Source organism: Lysobacter hankyongensis, from assembly GCF_039543145.1.
In the GTDB taxonomy this organism is placed as follows: Bacteria; Pseudomonadota; Gammaproteobacteria; order Xanthomonadales; family Xanthomonadaceae; genus Lysobacter_I; species Lysobacter_I hankyongensis.
Genome location: NZ_BAABJE010000017.1, coordinates 149,135 through 165,802, shown reverse-complemented (window position 1 = coordinate 165,802; position 16,668 = coordinate 149,135). Strand labels below are relative to the sequence as shown.

At 64.2% G+C, this 16,668-nt stretch carries 15 protein-coding genes and 2 pseudogenes; 11 read left to right on the top strand and 6 right to left on the bottom strand.

Translation table 11 applies throughout. From position 1 onward, the window contains the following. Nucleotides 1-29: 29 nt before the first annotated feature. Nucleotides 30-2,060 (bottom strand): annotated as a pseudogene (locus ABD974_RS15980) (sodium-translocating pyrophosphatase); the annotation flags it as partial. Between the two features lie 284 nt (nt 2,061-2,344). Here ABD974_RS15980 and ABD974_RS15975 point away from each other — a divergent pair. Continuing rightward, on the top strand, nt 2,345-2,866 hold the full coding sequence (locus tag ABD974_RS15975) for a hypothetical protein (protein ID WP_345304329.1): 522 nt from the start codon (nt 2,345-2,347) through the stop codon (nt 2,864-2,866). Nucleotides 2,867-2,873: 7 nt separating this feature from the next. Here ABD974_RS15975 and ABD974_RS15970 read toward each other — a convergent pair whose 3' ends face one another. The 5 genes from ABD974_RS15970 to ABD974_RS15950 all read right to left on the bottom strand — a co-directional run bounded on the left by ABD974_RS15970 (nt 2,874) and on the right by ABD974_RS15950 (nt 5,858). Further along, complete coding sequence (locus tag ABD974_RS15970; RefSeq protein ID WP_345304328.1) at nt 2,874-3,791, bottom strand: alpha/beta hydrolase; 918 nt, start codon at nt 3,789-3,791, stop codon at nt 2,874-2,876. Then, a complete protein-coding gene (locus tag ABD974_RS15965) occupies nt 3,749-4,306 on the bottom strand; it encodes a DUF3106 domain-containing protein (protein ID WP_345304327.1) in 558 nt (185 codons plus the stop codon). Before ABD974_RS15965 ends, ABD974_RS15970 begins: the two co-directional genes overlap by 43 nt. Continuing rightward, entirely contained in the window at nt 4,303-4,869 is a 567-nt protein-coding gene (locus tag ABD974_RS15960) for a hypothetical protein (protein WP_345304326.1), read from the bottom strand. Before ABD974_RS15960 ends, ABD974_RS15965 begins: the two co-directional genes overlap by 4 nt. Then, entirely contained in the window at nt 4,866-5,462 is a 597-nt protein-coding gene (locus tag ABD974_RS15955; protein WP_425562718.1) for an RNA polymerase sigma factor, read from the bottom strand. The genes ABD974_RS15960 and ABD974_RS15955 overlap by 4 nt, the downstream gene beginning before the upstream one ends. A gap of 63 nt (nt 5,463-5,525) precedes the next feature. Then, nucleotides 5,526-5,858, bottom strand: a complete 333-nt coding sequence (locus ABD974_RS15950; protein WP_345304325.1) for a hypothetical protein — start codon at nt 5,856-5,858, stop codon at nt 5,526-5,528. 137 nt (nt 5,859-5,995) lie between these two features. On the opposite strand from ABD974_RS15950, the gene ABD974_RS15945 reads away from it, so the two are divergent. From ABD974_RS15945 to ABD974_RS15900, 10 genes and pseudogenes are all read left to right on the top strand, one after another. Then, complete coding sequence (locus ABD974_RS15945) at nt 5,996-6,310, top strand: NAD(P) transhydrogenase subunit alpha part 2 (RefSeq protein WP_425562717.1); 315 nt, start codon at nt 5,996-5,998, stop codon at nt 6,308-6,310. 8 nt (nt 6,311-6,318) lie between these two features. After that, nucleotides 6,319-7,704: pseudogene (locus tag ABD974_RS15940) on the top strand (NAD(P)(+) transhydrogenase (Re/Si-specific) subunit beta); the annotation flags it as partial. 158 nt (nt 7,705-7,862) lie between these two features. After that, entirely contained in the window at nt 7,863-9,848 is a 1,986-nt protein-coding gene (locus ABD974_RS15935) for an NACHT domain-containing protein (RefSeq protein ID WP_345304323.1), read from the top strand. Nucleotides 9,849-10,285: 437 nt separating this feature from the next. Beyond that, the gene (locus ABD974_RS15930; RefSeq protein WP_345304322.1) at nt 10,286-10,843 is read left to right on the top strand and encodes a hypothetical protein; all 558 of its coding nucleotides are present in this window, start codon (nt 10,286-10,288) and stop codon (nt 10,841-10,843) included. 484 nt (nt 10,844-11,327) lie between these two features. Beyond that, complete coding sequence (locus tag ABD974_RS15925; protein ID WP_345304321.1) at nt 11,328-12,206, top strand: hypothetical protein; 879 nt, start codon at nt 11,328-11,330, stop codon at nt 12,204-12,206. Nucleotides 12,207-12,356: 150 nt separating this feature from the next. Next, a complete protein-coding gene (locus ABD974_RS15920) occupies nt 12,357-12,803 on the top strand; it encodes a CC0125/CC1285 family lipoprotein (RefSeq protein WP_345304320.1) in 447 nt (148 codons plus the stop codon). Next, entirely contained in the window at nt 12,803-13,240 is a 438-nt protein-coding gene (locus ABD974_RS15915) for a hypothetical protein (protein WP_345304319.1), read from the top strand. Before ABD974_RS15920 ends, ABD974_RS15915 begins: the two co-directional genes overlap by 1 nt. 545 nt (nt 13,241-13,785) lie before the next feature. Continuing rightward, on the top strand, nt 13,786-14,211 hold the full coding sequence (locus ABD974_RS15910) for a DUF1843 domain-containing protein (RefSeq protein WP_345304318.1): 426 nt from the start codon (nt 13,786-13,788) through the stop codon (nt 14,209-14,211). 149 nt (nt 14,212-14,360) lie between these two features. Further along, nucleotides 14,361-15,809 carry a GDL motif peptide-associated radical SAM/SPASM maturase gene (locus tag ABD974_RS15905; RefSeq protein WP_345304317.1) on the top strand — a complete coding sequence of 483 codons (1,449 nt, stop codon included), beginning with the start codon at nt 14,361-14,363 and terminating at the stop codon, nt 15,807-15,809. 171 nt (nt 15,810-15,980) lie between these two features. Further along, complete coding sequence (locus ABD974_RS15900; RefSeq protein ID WP_345304316.1) at nt 15,981-16,454, top strand: hypothetical protein; 474 nt, start codon at nt 15,981-15,983, stop codon at nt 16,452-16,454. Nucleotides 16,455-16,668: the final 214 nt, after the last annotated feature.

Genomic DNA, 16,668 nt, shown 5'->3' with positions numbered 1-16,668 from the left:
GGCATGCCGCCGTCGGCCTTGTTCATCGGCAGCATCGGCACCAGCAGCAGGGCGACGATGTTGATGATCTTGATCAGCGGGTTGATCGCCGGGCCGGCGGTGTCCTTGTAGGGATCGCCGACGGTGTCGCCGGTCACCGCGGCCTTGTGGGCCTCGCTGCCCTTGCCGCCGTGGTGGCCTTCCTCAATGTACTTCTTGGCGTTGTCCCAGGCGCCGCCGCCGGTGCACATCGAGATGGCGACGAACAGGCCGGTGACGATCGTGCCCATCAGCAGGCCGCCGAGCGCGGCCGGGCCGAGGAACAGGCCGACCAGGATCGGGATGATCAGCGGCAGCAGCGACGGCAGGATCATTTCCTTGATCGCGGCGCGGGTCAGCAGGTCAACGGCCTTGTCGTATTCCGGCTTGCCGGTGCCTTCCATGATCCCCTTGATCTCGCGGAACTGGCGGCGGACTTCCTCCACCACCGCGCCGGCGGCGCGGCCCACGGCCTGCATGGCGTAGGCGCCGAACAGGAACGGGATCATGCCGCCGATCAGCAGGCCGATCAGCACGTCGGGACGATCGATCGAGAAGTCCACCGCGTTGACGCCGAACTTGTCGTCGAGCTTGTGCGCGTAATCGGCGAACAGCACCAGCGCGGCCAGGCCGGCCGAACCGATGGCGTAGCCCTTGGTGACGGCCTTGGTGGTGTTGCCCACGGCGTCGAGGGCGTCTGTGGTCTTGCGGATCTCCGGGCCGAGCTCGCTCATCTCGGCGATGCCGCCGGCGTTGTCGGTGATCGGGCCGTAGGCGTCGAGCGCGACGATCACGCCCGCCATCGACAGCATCGACACCGCGGCGACCGCGATGCCGAACAGCCCGGCGAGTTCGTAGCAACCGTAGATGGCCGCGGCCACCGCGAGCACCGGGGCGGCGGTCGACTTCATCGACACCGCGAGACCGGCGATGACATTGGTGCCGTGGCCGGTTTCGGAGGCCTTCGCCACCTGCTGCACCGGCGCGTATTCGGTCGCGGTGTAGTACTCGGTGATCACCACCATCGCCGCGGTCAGCGCCAGGCCGATCAACGCGCAGTAGAAGACCTCGCGGGCGTTGGTCTGGATCATCGCGTCGGTGACGAACCAGAAACCGATCGCGGACAGCACGCCGGCGACGATCAGGCCCTTGTACAGCGCCTTCATGATCTTGCCGTCGCTGCCGACCTTCACGAAGAAGGTGCCGACGATGGACGCGACGATCGACACCGCGCCGAGCACCATCGGATACATCACGCCGCCATAGCCGTAGGTGGCGAACGAGATGCCGGCGATCAGCATCGAGGCGACGATGGTCACCGCATAGGTTTCGAACAGGTCGGCGGCCATGCCGGCGCAGTCGCCGACGTTGTCGCCGACGTTGTCCGCGATCACCGCCGGGTTGCGCGGGTCGTCCTCGGGGATGCCGGCCTCGACCTTGCCCACCAGATCGGCGCCGACGTCGGCGCCCTTGGTGAAGATGCCGCCGCCGAGGCGCGCGAAGATCGAGATCAGCGACGAGCCGAACGCCAGGCCGATCATCGGCTGCAGTGCGGCCTTGATCGCCGCTTCATCGTTGACGAAGCCGCCGACGATCGCGAAGTAGCCGGCCACGCCGAGCAGACCCAGACCGACCACCAGCATGCCGGTGATCGCGCCGCCGCGGAAACTCACCGCCAGCGCGTCGTTGAGGCCTTTCGTCGCCGCCTGCGTGGTCCGCACGTTGGCGCGCACGGAGACGAACATGCCGATGAAGCCGGCGACGCCGGACAGCACCGCGCCGATGGCGAAACCGATCGCCGTGGACCAACCCAGTCCGGGCACCAGCCCGATGACGACGAACAACACGGCGCCGACGATGGCGATCGTGGTGTATTGCCGGCGCAGATACGCACCGGCGCCTTCCTGGATGGCCGCCGCGATCGTCTGCATGCGTTCGTTGCCGGCAGGTTGCGCCATGATCCAGCGCGCGGACACGATGCCGTAGAGAATCGCGATGGCCGCTGCGGCCAGTGCGATCCACAAAGCGTGTTGCTCGAGCATGAAACCCTCCCCAGAGTCTTGAAGTTGTGACAACAGGCGCGGATCGCGATCCGCGACCGGAACGATGCCGTGCCGATGCATCCATGGCCACGGACAACCGCCCGACTATGGCATAGCGGCCGCCCGGGTTGGAACCGGCATGCATGCGGATACGGATGCGAATGGATGTCCGCGGTGGATGGTGCGCCGCAGCATGCACGGATTCGGGTCCGCAGAATTTGATCCAGCCCAAGTTCACCCGCATTCGGGCAGTGTCCGGGTCCCGCAACCCGCAGGACATCGACATGTCGTTCGCTCCGTCCCGCCATGCGACCGCGTTCGCTCTGGTGCTGGCACTGACGCCGGCGCTGGCTACGGCACAGACGCCGGAAATCCGGCGCGCGCCGTTTCCGCCGCAGGCCACCGGCACCGTTCACACCATCCGCATCATTCCCGAGACCTGCGCCTATCTGCAGGGCGGCTTCGTCGCCGACCCGGCGCGGCCCTATCGGTTCGGCGCCGCGCGCACCTCGAAGCGCTGCCAGGCGCGGGCGCGTCTGGTCGATCCGGCCCAGGCGCAGCCCTCCGCCGCGGCCGGCTGGATCCTCAACGATCTCATCCGCATTCCCAGCGCCGACTGCCCCGCGCGACAGGCGGTGATCCACGTCTGGCGCAAACCCGCGAACAACGTGCCGCCGCCGGCCGACGCCCAGGGCCGGCCGCGGATCTATCTCGAAGACGCGAAGCGCCAGGCCGAGGCCGGCAGGATCGCACCGCTGGCGCAATACGCCGCGGTGCTGACCATGGAAGGCGCATCCTGTCGCTGACCCGCGTTCAATGCCGCAGCGGCACGCCCACGCTGCGCAGGAAGGCTTCGACTTCGCGGGTATAGGCGTTGTCTTCGCCGAGGTCGCGGTTGATCTGCATGTGCGACAGCGGCTTGGGCAGCAGTTCGGCGCGACCGCCGAGGCCGCGGGCCTTGTCGACGAAGCCGCGGTTGTCGTCGCAGGAATCGCGCCGAAGGCTGGCGCAGACCGCCAGGATCGGCGCGGTCTTCGCCTGCAGTTGATGCAGCGGCGACGCCGCGCGCCAGAACGCCGGGTCGCTGCCGAAGGCGTTGTCGAACAGCGCCGGCGCACCGCCGTCGAGCCGCGACACCACGTCGATCGCGCCCGCGTCCAGCAGCACGCTCGCGCGCCAGGGTTTCACGTCGAATTCGCGCGCCATCGCCGGCGACGCCGCGAGCAGCGCGACCAGATGCCCGCCAGCGGAATGGCCCATCAGCACGAAACCGTCCGGGTCGCCGCCGAGGTCGGCGACGAGCGCCTGTGCCTTGCCGACGGCCCGCGCCACGTCGCGTGCCTGTTCCACCGGATCGGCATCGGGCACGAGCCGGTAATTCGTCGAAATCACGATCGCGCCGGCCGCGGTCCAGCGCCGCTGCTTCGCTTCGATCAAACCGCGCATCGCCTTGTCGCCGCGCTGCCAGCCGCCGCCATGCACGTAGACGATCGTCGGCGCACCCTTGGGCCGGGCCGGCAGATAGACATCGAAGCGCTGCCGCGGATGCGGGCCGTACGCGATGTCGCGCATCGCCGCGGCATCGGTCGTCTGCGCGGCGGCCGGCGCTGGGTCGCGCAGCAGCGCGCCGACGGCCAGCACCAGCAGGAACGCGAACGACGGCCACGGATGTTTGCGGCCGAGCGCGTTCACGGCGTCGTCCCATTCCGCCGACGATGCGTGCGCAGCCATTCGCGGCGCTGTTCGGGCGTCATCGCATTCCATTGCCGATGCAGCGCATCGCGCTGTTCGGGCGTCATCGTCCGCAGATGTTCGCGCAGCGGTCCGCGCTGTTCCGGCGGCATCGATTCCAACTGCTCACGCGCGGTCGCGCGCTGTTCCTTCGCCTGCCCACGACTCTGCTCGTAGGCCGCGCGGGCGCGCGTACGTTCTTCCGGCGACATCTGTTCCCAGCGGCGCTGGCCGTGCTGCGCGTCGCGCCGTTGTTCGGGCGTCATCTGCCGCCAGCGCTGGGCGTGCTGCAGCATCCGCGCGCGTTCGCCCGGTTTGCTGTTCCAGCGTTCGCGCACCATCGCGATCATGGCCTCGCGCTGCGCCGGCGTGAGTTTGTCCCATTCCGGCAGCGCGGCCGCGCTGCGTGCGGGCGCGCCGGCAGGCGGCGGAGGCGGACGGTTCTGCGCAGCGGCGATGCCGCTGCAGGCGAGCGCCGCGCACAACAGCAAGTGCTGCAGAGACGAGCGGCTCATAGCGCCTCCGTGACATCGGCCTGGCCTTCGTTCGCGGCCAGCCAGAGGTAGAAATCGGGATTCTCTTCGAGCGAATCGAGGCCCACCGCCTGATCGCCGGCCGCGAACTCCGCCGCCAGCCATTCATCGGGCAGGGCGTCGACCTCGACGCGCTCGTTCTCGACGACCGGTGCGAGGGTGTCGTTGGTCGCGACTTCGGGTGCCTGCCCGGACAGCTGCCCGGCCACCTGTTCGGGCGCGACCTGCGGCGGTGTGGTCGGCACGGTGTCGGGTGCGATGGCCACCGCCGGTGGCGCCACGGTGGCGGCATCGTCCGCACCGCGCAGCACGAACAGGCCCACGGCCAGCGCCAGGGCTGCCGTGCTGCCCAGCGCCAGCATCGGCCAGGCCTTGATGCCGGTATCGCGCGGCCCGGCCAGCGCGGCGCGACGGCGCTGCGCCAACTGCGCGCGGACCCGCGGCGACAGGCGATCGAGCGAGGCCCGGTGCGCGCGGCGCGCGGCGTCCTCGAACGGCAGGGCCGGATCGCGGTCGTGGGAATGGGGCGAGTGGTCCGAGGTCATCGGAAATCCTCCAACTGCTTCTGCAAAGACTCGCGGGCGCGGGAGAGGTGGGTTTTCACCGACCCTTCGCTGCAGCCCATGATGCGGGCGGTGGTGGCGACATCGCAGTCCTCCAGCACCCGCAGGGTGAAGGCCTCGCGCTGGCGCGCGGGCAGCGCGCGCAGGGCCGAGGCCAGGGTGTCGTATGCCTCGCGGTGATCGTGCGCGCCCGACGGATCGGGGCCGGTGTCCGCGGCCTGGTCGGCCCAGTCGATCCCGTCGTCGTCGTCGCGTCCGCTGCGCGCCGGCACCAGCCAGCGCATCCGGAACAGGCCGCGCCGCTGCATGTCCACGATCCGGCTGCGCAGGATGCTCCAGAACAGCGGCGTCCATTCCGCGGCGGGGCGTTCGCGATAGCGCATCATCCGGATCATCGCGTCCTGCACCGCGTCCAGCGCGTCTTCGCGATGGCGCAGCCCCAGTTCGGCGAAGCGGAACGCACGCGTCGCGATGCCTTCGAGGAAGGCATCGAAAGAAAGGCCCTCGGCCGCCACCGGGGTGGAGACGGCCGAGGGAACGCGTTGTCCGGAATCCGGGCTCACGCGGGAAAGCATAGAGGGGGAACGCTCATCGTGGGCGCTGCCGTCCGCCATGGGGGCATCGATCCGTCCGCAGGCTCAATGACGGCGGTCCCAGCGGCGGTCGAAGCGCTCGCCGCGGCGGTCCAGGCGGTTGTCGGCATGGTCGCCCTTGCGGTCGAGACGGTTCTCGATGCGGTCGCCGCGGTCGTCGAAGTAGGTCGCGCGGCGCTCGTGGCCGTGGTTCTCGGCGATCTCGGCGCGGCGGTCCAGACGTTCGTCGATGCGGTCGCCCCGGCGGTCGAGGCGGCGGTCGATCTGGTCGCCCTGACGATCGAAGCGGCGTTCGACGCGGTCGCCGCGGTCGGCGGCCAGGGCGGTACCGGCGGCCAGCGAGGCCAGAAGCAGGCAGGAGACGATCAGGGATTTCATGGGCTGTCCTTCGGGGATGGGAGGCGGGTTCGCGTGCCGGCCGGCGGGACAGGAAACGCCTCCGCGGTGCGGCGGTTGACAGCCACCCGCCGTATTCATCCGCCGGTTATGATGCCCATAGACCCCTTCGAAACAGGATGGCGAACGTGGATGGTTTTGTGGCGCTGTACATCTTCATGCTGGCGGCGATTGCCGGCCATGTGATCATTTCGCGCGTGCCGGTGATCCTGCACACCCCGCTGATGTCGGGCAGCAACTTCATCCACGGCATCGTGCTGATCGGCGCCATGGTCGTGCTCGGCCACGCCGACACCACGCTGGAGAAGGCGGTGGGCTTCGTCGCCGTCCTGCTGGGTGCCGGCAATGCGGCCGGCGGCTATGTCGTCACCGAACGCATGCTCGACATGTTCAAGTCCTCGAAGAAGCCCGACGGCAAGGGAGACAAGGCATGAGCACGCCCGAACTGCTGTCGCTGCTGGTCAAGATCAGCTATTTCGTCGCCGCCACCCTGTTTCTGCTCGGCCTGCAGCGCATGGCCTCGCCGAAGACCGCGCGCAGCGGCATCCAGTGGGCCGGCGTGGGCATGGTGCTGGCCACCGCCGCCACCTTCTTTCTTCCCGGCCTGCACAACATCCCGCTGATCGCCCTGGCCATCGCGCTGGGTCTCGTCGTCAACTGGGTCTGGGGCAAGAAGGTCGCCATCACCGACATGCCGCAGATGGTCGCCCTGTTCAACGGCATGGGCGGCGGCTCGGCCGCGGCCATCGGCGCGGTGGAACTGCTGCGCTTCTCGGCCGAAGGCAAGGCGCCGAACATGGTGACCCTCGGTCTTGCGGTGGTCGGCGCGCTGATCGGCGCGGTCTCGCTCACCGGCTCCGTCATCGCCTGGGCCAAGCTCGACGGCCGCATGGACAAGCGCTACACCTTCCCGGGCCAGCAGATCTTCAACGCCCTGGTCGCCATCGCCGCGGTCGTGCTGGGCGTGCTCGCCCTCACCACCCTGCAGGTGCCGTACATCATCGCGTTCTTCGTCGCCGCGCTGGCGCTTGGCGTGCTGATGACCCTGCCCATCGGCGGCGCCGACATGCCGGTGGTGATCTCGCTCTACAACGCCTTCACCGGCCTCGCGGTCGCGTTCGAAGGCTACGTGCTGGGCAACGAGGCCCTGATCATCGCCGGCATGATGGTCGGCGCCGCGGGCATGCTGCTGACCAAGCTCATGGCCAAGGCGATGAACCGCTCGATCAACTCGGTGCTGTTCTCCAACTTCGGGGCGACAGGTGAAGCGGCGGCCATCGAAGGCAGCCAGAAGCCCATCGACGCCAGCGACGTGGCCGCGATGATGGCCTTCGCCGAACGCGTGGTGATCGTGCCGGGCTACGGCCTCGCGGTCGCCCAGGCGCAGCACAAGATCTGGGAACTCAGCCAGCGCCTGATCGAACGCGGCGTAAAGGTGAAGTTCGCGATCCACCCCGTCGCCGGCCGCATGCCCGGCCATATGAACGTGCTGCTCGCCGAAGCCGGCGTGCCCTACGACCTGATCGTGGATATGGACGACATCAACCCCGAATTCGCGAACACCGACGTCTCGCTGGTGATCGGCGCGAACGACGTGGTCAACCCCGTCGCCAAGACCGACCCCAACTCACCGATCTACGGCATGCCGATCCTAGACGTGGTGAATTCGAAGAACACCATCGTCATCAAGCGCGGCAAGGGCACGGGGTTTGCGGGGATCGAGAATGCGCTGTTCTACGCCGACAATACGCGGATGTTGTATGGCGATGGGGCGGATATGGCGAATCAGTTGGTCAGCGAGTTGAAGGCGTTGGATGGGGGGCATTGAGTTGTAGGTTGGGTCGTTGACCCAACTGTTTCGTGCGGTACTGAGTTGGGTCGATGACCTAAGCTGCGAGCTGTTTTTGTGAGGGCGACATTGTGGTGAGTTGAGGAGTGGTGTGGCTGCTTCAGGTTTATTCCTGTGGGGGGGGTATGAAGCAATTTATGGCGCTTGTTGATGAACAGCTGTCTGGGTTGTTTGTGGAATTCTTTGGTGGGCTCCTGCTCGTTATTTTTATGGCGATTTTTTTTGGGCTCCCAAAGCGAATTTATTTGAATTTGAGAGCTTTTTTTCGTGCCAGAGTGTTGGAAAAGCGGTTGGCACAGGGGTCCTTTGATTCGGGTGTCATCGTTCGGGCTGTTAAGTACTACGTCCGTCCAATGTGTTCGAATGTCGACCCTTCAATTGAAGACGAGCCTCTCTACGCGCTTTCAAAGGTGAGGGAGCCATTGTTTCAATTGCTTGACAGGTTTCTTAAATATCGGGATTCAAAAGAAAAGCATCTGCTTTTGCTTGCGGATTCTGGGATGGGTAAAACATCTTTTTTCATAAATTATCTCAATTACAAGAGTGGGTATTTCTCAAATTGTTCGATCAGACTGATTTCTCTTTCGCAGCCAGATTGTGATTATCTGATCAGTAGAATTCCGCTTGAGGAGCGTCCATTCGTCGACATCTTTCTTGATGCTTTGGATGAAGATGCAGCCGCCTATGGCAGGCTGCGCGAGAGAATGGAAGAGATTTTGAGCATAACCAGTTCTTTTCGCAGTGTTGTGATCTCGTGCCGCACTCAGTTCTTTACAAAAGATGACGAAATTCCAGAAGGGACGGGCTTGTTTAAGCTCGCGCCTGTTTCTGCCGGTGAGAGTAAAACTTATAGATTTCAGAGGATTTATTTGTCCCCATTCGATGACAATCAAGTAAAGGAATATATAAATAAGCGATACCCGGGGTGGATGAGGTGGGGGAGCCGAGCAAGAGCATACGCCGTAGTGAAGAAGGTTCCGGCGCTTTCTGTTAGACCGATGCTTCTTGCCCATATATCTGAAATAATTGGGGCGGAAGATAAATTATTGAATTCAGTCGGTGTCTATGCGGCGATGGTTGATGCATGGTTGCGCCGAGAGAGCTGGTGGGTTTCTCCGGAAGTGCTGCGATTATTCTCGAGAGCACTTGCTGTTGATTACCATGTGGGTCGAGCAGAAAGGGGGCTGGAGTCCGCATCGCCTGAAGAAATTGATCGGCTAGCAAGGTCATGGAATTTTGATCTTGACCTTAGTCATTTGACTTCACGCTCATTGTTAAATCGGACCAGTGACGGCAGATACAAGTTTGCGCACAGGTCGATCATGGAGTACTTGGTGATCGATGCGTTGTTTTCAGGGAAAAGTTTGGGAAACTGTCAGCTTACTGACCAGATGATCTTCTTTCTTGTTGAGCGACTCGGGCTGCCTAGTGAATTATCTAATTTATTTTACGGCAAGAGCGTTGTGATTGATTGCTTACGTCCAAAAACGGTTCTTGGCTATGCCACGGATTATTATCTTTTCCGGGGAATTACTTGCGATCTGGTAGAGTCCGTTTTTATGAGCGTAAGGCTCAAAAAATATATGAGCTCTAATACTGTTGTATCTCTTGGCGAGGCATTGGCTCACATGGCTGGTCAGGCCAATTATTTGAGTGCTGGTGGCGTCAGGGAGACAGTGCTTAGGTTGAGTTTTCGTCGGGCGGCTGGCGTGACTGTAGTTTTTTGTTACAGCACGGTTTGGCTTAGAAATGCGGCAATTATGGTGGAAATGCTCTTGGATGAATTTGATTTTTCTGAAAAATGCTATGAGCTTTTTTCTTTGTGTGAAACCAGCGAATTAATGGTTTCTATTGATGGATTAGGGCAGAGGAAGGCTGTTGTTTCGATCCGAAACGGCATTTCTTTTCCTCAAATCATGATTCCGGGGGTGTCCTTCTCAGCAGGGGAGTCGTCCGACATCAAGATTTTCGTCCACGAGGAACACCTCTTCCCTCGGGAATGTCCGCTGGCGTATTTTGGTGTGCTTGGTTCTGTAAGCTATTCGCCGATGGATAATGCTGCCGGCTACCTTCTTTCGCCGAGAGGGAATCCTGGTGATGGTGCTCATAAGTCAATAAATTAAGCCCGTAAGGCGGGTCAAGACACGCCCTATGGTGCATCGTTCTTGTAACCCGTAAGGCGGGTCAAGACCCGCCCTACGGGGCATCGCTCTTGTAAGGCGGGTCTTGACCCGCCGATCGCAGGTGCGCGAACTCGTAAGGCGGGCTTGAGCCCGCCCTGCAGCCGGGCAAGAAAATGCTTTTCGTAGGGCGGGCCCTGGGCCCGCCGATGCCGAAGCGGACAACCAGGCAGGCGTGCCGAACCCGTAAGGCGGGTCAAGACCCGCCGATCGCAGGTGCGCGAGCGACGTGGGATACCTCAGCAAGTAGCAAGTAGCCCGGGTAAGGCCGTAGGCCGCACCTGGGAGCTTCGGTGAGGAATGCGATGGTTTCTCCCGGGTGCGCGCTTTGCGCTTACCCGGGCTACGGAGCTGTTCGTGGTGTGTGCCGGAGTACCGATATGACATCTGTTGTTGACATCATCCTGCGCTGCCCGGAATGCGAAGGGCTCAATCGGGATTCCGTCATCGCCTCCTCGATGCCCTGCCTCATGCTCGCCTGGAGCGATAGGGATTCCATCCCGCCCTGCAGAACGTTGCCGTTTCTCCGCTGCGCTTTGTGCGGTCGTTTGAACGCAAGATCTTCATTCGAGCCTCTGGGGCCGATCAATCATGGCCGCCACGAGTTTTTCCTTCGTCTGGGCGGGCTGGACCCCGGGCCAGTGAAGGTCATGAAACGTTTGCGTGGCGCATTCGGATGGGATGTTGGCGAGATCAAGTCCCGCCTCGCATCGCTCCCCGTTGATCTGCCGAAGATGGTTTCCTTGGAGGATTCGCAGAAGTTGCATGCGGGGTTGACCGAAGACGGTGCGCGCTGCGAGATCATGAAGATTGTGATAGAACCGGCGGATCCGCCCGAGCGACTGGATGCGCCATGGGCGATCTCGGCCGAGTCTCCGTCGAAGCTGGAAGGGGCGATTCATCAATTTATGCCCGGGGAAAAACAGGGGGCAGAGTAGATATTCTGTTGAACACGCCTGAACGTATGACTCCTTCAGCTGATGCGCCCCGAGGTGCCGACGCAACTCGTAAGGCGGGCTTGAGCCCGCCCTACAGCCGGGCAAGAAAATGCTTTTCGTAGGGCGGGCCCTGGGCCCGCCGATGCCGAAGCGGACAACCAGGCAGGCGTGCCGAAATCAAAGGCGACAAGCTGACCCATTAGCGGGGAAAAATAGCGCGTAAGGTGGACTTGTAGGATGGGGTGAGCGCAGCGATGCCCACCCATGAAGCGCCGGTGTCGCTTGATGTTGTCGGGGTCTGATCCGTCGCGATGGTGGGGTTCGCTGCGCTCACCGCCACCCTACGCGGACCGTCGCGCGCGGAAACGTCAGGACGGGGTTCTCTCGACCGCAAGCGGTTGTATCGCTGCGACGTGAAGCGCCGTGCCGGCGGACTGTTCCGATATGCCAAAATCCGCGGCATTCGAATTCACGGGATCGGACCATGCGCAATACCCTCTGTCTGCTCGTCCTGCTGGCGGCGAGCTTCGCGACGGGGCACGCCGTCGCCCGCAAGATCGACTATGCGATGCCGCCGACGCCGGCGATCGCCGAAGGGCTGACGTTCAAGGTGGCGGCGCCGGTGCCGCCGGACGCGGCCCCTGCGGATGCGAAGCCCAAGCGCGGTCTGCTCGTCGCCACCAACACGCTGTATCTGGACGACGCGCGTCGCATCAGCTACCGCCAGGATTTCGGCGGCGGTGGTCTGGCGACCGGCCTGCTGCTCGGTCCGCTGGGCGCGGCCGCGAACGCGAAGGCGATCCAGAACGCCAACGAGCGCGAGTCAGCCGCGCTGCGCGGCAAGTTTCCTTTCACGCCGGACGATCTGCTGGGGCGCGCGCTGGCGGCGCGACCCGCGGTCGCAGGCGCCACGGTCGACGCCGAACTGACGCCCAGCCTGTTCGTCACCCGCGACGCCAACGAGCGTCTGATCTTCTGGGCGATCGTCGACGTGTCGATCGGCGAATGGCGCGGCCGCTACAGCGCGCTGATGCAGGGACGCGTGCCGCTCGCCGACGCGACCCAGGGCCTTTCCGGCGACCCGCTGCGCAATCTCGAATGGGGACTGCAGAGCGCCTACGCGAACGCGCTCGATGCGATGACGGCCGATATCGCCGGCCAGCTCACGGGATTCTCGAAACAGCACGCGAAGATCGAAGCGCTGTCGCCGCGTTTCGCCGGGATGGTGAAGTACGAGCATGTGCTCCGCAGCGAGGAGCGCGTGATCGTGCGCGCGCTCGCGCCCGGCAAGTATCTCGCCCAGGGCATGGGGTTCATCGGCGTGCTGGTCGTGCCGGCGTCGGATGTGACGTTCGGTCCCTGAGCCCTGCGTCTCCGGCACGCCCGGTCACTTGCCCGCTGCGCGGCCGTTGGCAATAATCGCCCCGCCCGCGGGATCGCGGTGTGCATGCATCAGGTTCCGATCGCGCGTGCCGGATCGCCGCGAGTCGAAGCGTACAGGGGGAAATTGAAGATGACATCGCGAATGCTCGCGGCCGCGCTGCTGGCCGTTTCGCTGTCCGGCTGCGCGACCGGATATCACAGCGCCACCAATCCTCTTCTCGGCTGGACCGGCGGCTACTGGGATGAAAAGGGGCCCGGCAGCACGATCAAGGTCGGCTTTTCCGGCAACGGCTACATCAAGCCGGAAAAGGTCGGCGTTTACCTGATGTACCGCAGCGCGGAGGTCACCCAGCGCGAAGGCGGCACGCACTTCGTGTTGTACACATCGCTGCACGACGCCGTCGGCGACGTGCGCAGCAGCGAGCGCAAGGTGAACAGCGTCTGGGGCAAGCCGACCACGCATGCCTACATCTGGATCGTGCCCGCGGGCGAACGCGATGCGTTGTCCGCGGCCGAGATCCTCGAACGCTACGCCGCCGAGGTCAAACCCGGCAACGACGGCAAGGAGAACAAGTGATGCGACGTTCGTTTTCCCTGTTCGCGCTCGGCCTCGTCGCGCTGTCGACCGCGGGCTGCATGAGCGTCTACAAACTGCCTGCGGGCGCGCCCGCCACGGTGATCGAAGTGCCGAAGGGCGTCACGCCCTGGATCTGCGCGAACACCGAGCCGCAGCTGCTCACGCGCAATCCCGAGGGCAAGGTGATGATCCCGGCCGGCGAACGCATCGTCGTCGGCGCGAACTTCGCCAGCAGCGACGGCTACATGAACTACTACTGCTCCGCCAGCGCCAGCCTCGTCCCCAGCGTCGATCATCAGTACCAGCAGGACTTCGAGATCGAGGGCCGCTATTGCTCCTCGATCGTGTATCGCAAGGCACCGGACGACACCCGCATCGGTCTCGCGTTCGAGCCGACGCTGCGTGCGGACAATCAGGCCTGCCGGTTCAAGAAATAGCCGGCGCGGGGCAGGTTCCGGCCTGCCCCGGGTCTTCTGTCGACGAATGATCGAGGCGAGCGTTCGAGAGCGTCTCGTCGTCGCGAAGAGGGCGGTCGCGGGTGCCGCATGCGCCCGCTTCGATCATTGCGCCAATCGTTGTGATCGAGATGCGGGACTCGATTGATCGAGTCGATCATGATCGCGGGCAGGTGCGAAAATTCCCTTGAATTCGTGCATCTCCGCGCGTGACGACGGTGTCGGCCGCGGTCGTGCGTCGCATTGACAAACATGAACGGCGCGCCCTAGATTGCGAGCGGGGACGCTTGAACACAATCGCCCCAAAATCCGTCTCCAGCCCAAGGATCTGGCGCAGGTTTCTAACGGGTATGTCGTCGATGCCTCGCGCGTTCGTCGATGCGAGGGGCGCGTCCGTCCCGCATTCCAATGCAGTTCCCCTTTCCAACATGGCCCGGCGTTCGCTGCCTCCGATCGGATTGCGGAAATCCGTCTCCAGACAAGGAACTGGTCAACTCGTTTTTGTTCATCAACTACGGAGATTGCCAATGTCTAGCTCGCATGTGTTGTATGGGGTCGCGATGCAGGAAGCGATCAAGAGCGGTGTATTCGCCGACCTGCAGCAGGTCCGCGACGCTGCGGTCCAGCACCTCGCCGATGCGGCGGAGATCGCGCGCCTGTTGCCGGAAGTGGAGAAAGCGCTGGCGGCCCAGGGCGCCGTCCCCCGGCCCCTGTATGCGGTGACGATCCAGGATGCGCTGGCGCGCGGGGACCAGACGGAACTCGCGCGCATCAAGAGCGAAATCGCCGCTTATTCGCAGATGATCTCCAACCCGGAAAGCGGCGCGGTGTCGGTGACGCCGTACGGGCTCGCCATCCAGCAGGCGAAGGATCGCGGCGATCAGGCCGAAGTGGAGCGGCTGACCCGGGTCGCGGAAGGTCTGCTCGCCCAGTTGAACGCCGGCAAGTCCTGACGGGGACGTCCCGATCGGGACGCTGTCATCAGCACGCCGTCATCGGCACGTCGTCATCGGCAAGTCATGATCGCTCGGGCGACCGGCCGTTCGCGGCCCGTCGCTCCTTCGTGCACGGGAATGCGCAGCAGTCGAAAGGGAGAGTCGAGATGGAGCAGCATGCAGCACCGCAACCGGCGCGCGCGCGCAGTCTGAGCGATCTGAACCGACATGTCCCGGTGCATGTCGTCTGGGAAATCACGCTGTCCTGCAATCTGAAATGCCAGCATTGCGGGTCCCGCGCCGGAAAACGGCGCAGCAACGAATTGAGCACCGAGGAAGCGTTCTCGGTGATCGATCAGCTGGCGGCGCTCGGCACGCGCGAGATCACGCTGATCGGCGGCGAGGCGTATCTGCGCAGGGATTGGCTGCAGCTCGTCGAACGCATCGCCGGCCATGGCATCCGCTGCGGCATGCAGACCGGCGCGCGCGCGCTGACCCGCAAGCGGCTGGAGGACGGCAAACAGGCCGGCTTGTTCGGCATCGGCGTGTCGCTCGACGGCATGGAAGATCTGCACGATCGCCTGCGCGGCGTGAAGGGCTCGTGGCAGGAAGGCCTCCATGCGATCGAATACGCGAAGGAGATCGGGCTCGGCGCGAGCTGCAATACCCAGATCGGCGCCGAGACGATCGATCATCTCGAACCGCTGTTCAACCGGCTGATCCAGGCTGGCGCCAGCCACTGGCAGCTGCAGATCACGGTGGCGATGGGCAATGCCGTCGAGAACGATCATCTGCTGCTGCAGCCCCATCGCATCCTGGAGCTGATGCCCCTGCTTTCGCGCCTGTACACCGAAGGGCTGTCCCGCGAATTCCTGCTGACCTTCGGCAACAATCTCGGCTACTTCGGGCCCTACGAACACCTGTGGCGCGGATTCGGCGACGAAAAACTGCACTGGACCGGCTGTGCGGCGGGCCAGAACGTGATCGGACTGGAAGCCGACGGCACGATCAAGGGCTGTCCGTCGCTCGCCACCGAAACCTATGGCGGCGGCAACGTGCGCCTGGAAAGCGTGGCCGACCTCTGGAATCATTCGCCGGAACTGCACTTCGGCCGGTTGCGCGACATCGATTCGCTGTGGGGCTTCTGCCGCACGTGCTACTACGCCGATGTCTGCCGCGGCGGGTGCACCTGGACTTCCGATTCCCTGTTCGGAAAGCCGGGCAACAACCCGTACTGCCATTACCGCGCGCTGGAGCTTGAAAAGCGCGGCGTTCGCGAAACCGTACGCAAGGTCGCGCCGGCGCCGAACAAGCCCTTCGCCACCGGACTGTTCGAGTTGATCGAAGAGGCCATTCCGGGCCGCGACGTCGTGCCCGCCACCCCCAGGCCGGAGCCGTTCCAGCCGGTGCGCCATGCAGGCGAACCGTTGCCGCGGATGCATCTGTGCCGCAACTGCTCGCAGTACGTCTGGCCGCACGAGCGGACGTGCCCGCATTGCAGCGCCGACATCGCCGCGGCGCAGGCGCACCACGATCGGGAGATCGCGCGGCAGCAGGCGGTCCTGCAGGAACTGCGCACGGTGCTCGATCGTCTGAAGCAACTGACGACACCGTAGAGGCAGCGCAGCGCCCGAGGGGCGCCGCGCTTCCGGTCGCGACATCCGAATGCCTTCGCGATCCGAGGGGGCGCACGGGTCTCCATCGCTGAGACGCTCGTTTCCTACACTGTGCTTCGCACGGCGACGCCGTCGCCGCTGCGGTGATCCCCCATCAGAAAAGGACCTTTCATGAAGCGCATGTGCCTCGCCGCGCTCGCGGCGTTGCTGTTCTCCGGTTCCGCTTCCGCCGCCGGCTGGCAGTCGCTCGGGCGTCTCAATGCCATGACCGCCATGCCCGACACCGTGCTATGCAAGCAGCGCGTGATCAATCACTATCGGAGCACCAAGCCGACGTTCTACCCGAACGCGGTCATCGTCTACTCGGCCAACAACATCCAGTTCGTTTTCGATCTCGACGTGCGTTCGCTCAGCGACCTCGTCAGCAACTCGCCGTCCAACTCGCGCTTCCCGACCGCCGTCAACGCGTACAACGCGCAGACCGGCGCCAAGAGCCTCTACGGCACGGTGTCCGTCGGCGAGTTCCGCAGCGTGGGCATCATCGCCTCCTACGTCGACGCCAAAGGCGTGGTGCTGGGTCTCGGCTGGCCCGTGGTGGCCTCCGAGCTGCAGTACTACGAAGTGCAGCAGTTCTGCCCGCAGTAAGTCGTTCTCCGGCCTTCCCATGGGCCACGGGCACCGCTTGCGGTGCCCGTTTTCGTTCGCGGATCGAAATTGATGTCGGCAGCGGATCCTTCGGCCGGTTCCTCTCGCGATCGCCCGCACGATCAATCCGCTGGCCCGCCATTGCGAGGCGCGATCCCGTGGCGTCTTCAACGTGCGCGCGTCGATGCGATGTTCCGACGCGAAGTGCCGAATC

What these genes read in the sequence shown, in the direction of transcription:
- ABD974_RS15975 (WP_345304329.1), top strand. Translation starts at nt 2,345, where the DNA reads ATGTCGTTCGCTCCGTCCCGCCATGCGACCGCGTTCGCTCTGGTGCTG.
- ABD974_RS15970 (WP_345304328.1), bottom strand. Translation starts at nt 3,791, where the DNA reads ATGGCTGCGCACGCATCGTCGGCGGAATGGGACGACGCCGTGAACGCG.
- ABD974_RS15965 (WP_345304327.1), bottom strand. Translation starts at nt 4,306, where the DNA reads ATGAGCCGCTCGTCTCTGCAGCACTTGCTGTTGTGCGCGGCGCTCGCC.
- ABD974_RS15960 (WP_345304326.1), bottom strand. Translation starts at nt 4,869, where the DNA reads ATGACCTCGGACCACTCGCCCCATTCCCACGACCGCGATCCGGCCCTG.
- ABD974_RS15955 (WP_425562718.1), bottom strand. Translation starts at nt 5,462, where the DNA reads ATGCTTTCCCGCGTGAGCCCGGATTCCGGACAACGCGTTCCCTCGGCC.
- ABD974_RS15950 (WP_345304325.1), bottom strand. Translation starts at nt 5,858, where the DNA reads ATGAAATCCCTGATCGTCTCCTGCCTGCTTCTGGCCTCGCTGGCCGCC.
- ABD974_RS15945 (WP_425562717.1), top strand. Translation starts at nt 5,996, where the DNA reads ATGGCGAACGTGGATGGTTTTGTGGCGCTGTACATCTTCATGCTGGCG.
- ABD974_RS15935 (WP_345304323.1), top strand. Translation starts at nt 7,863, where the DNA reads ATGGCGCTTGTTGATGAACAGCTGTCTGGGTTGTTTGTGGAATTCTTT.
- ABD974_RS15930 (WP_345304322.1), top strand. Translation starts at nt 10,286, where the DNA reads ATGACATCTGTTGTTGACATCATCCTGCGCTGCCCGGAATGCGAAGGG.
- ABD974_RS15925 (WP_345304321.1), top strand. Translation starts at nt 11,328, where the DNA reads ATGCGCAATACCCTCTGTCTGCTCGTCCTGCTGGCGGCGAGCTTCGCG.
- ABD974_RS15920 (WP_345304320.1), top strand. Translation starts at nt 12,357, where the DNA reads ATGACATCGCGAATGCTCGCGGCCGCGCTGCTGGCCGTTTCGCTGTCC.
- ABD974_RS15915 (WP_345304319.1), top strand. Translation starts at nt 12,803, where the DNA reads ATGCGACGTTCGTTTTCCCTGTTCGCGCTCGGCCTCGTCGCGCTGTCG.
- ABD974_RS15910 (WP_345304318.1), top strand. Translation starts at nt 13,786, where the DNA reads ATGTCTAGCTCGCATGTGTTGTATGGGGTCGCGATGCAGGAAGCGATC.
- ABD974_RS15905 (WP_345304317.1), top strand. Translation starts at nt 14,361, where the DNA reads ATGGAGCAGCATGCAGCACCGCAACCGGCGCGCGCGCGCAGTCTGAGC.
- ABD974_RS15900 (WP_345304316.1), top strand. Translation starts at nt 15,981, where the DNA reads ATGAAGCGCATGTGCCTCGCCGCGCTCGCGGCGTTGCTGTTCTCCGGT.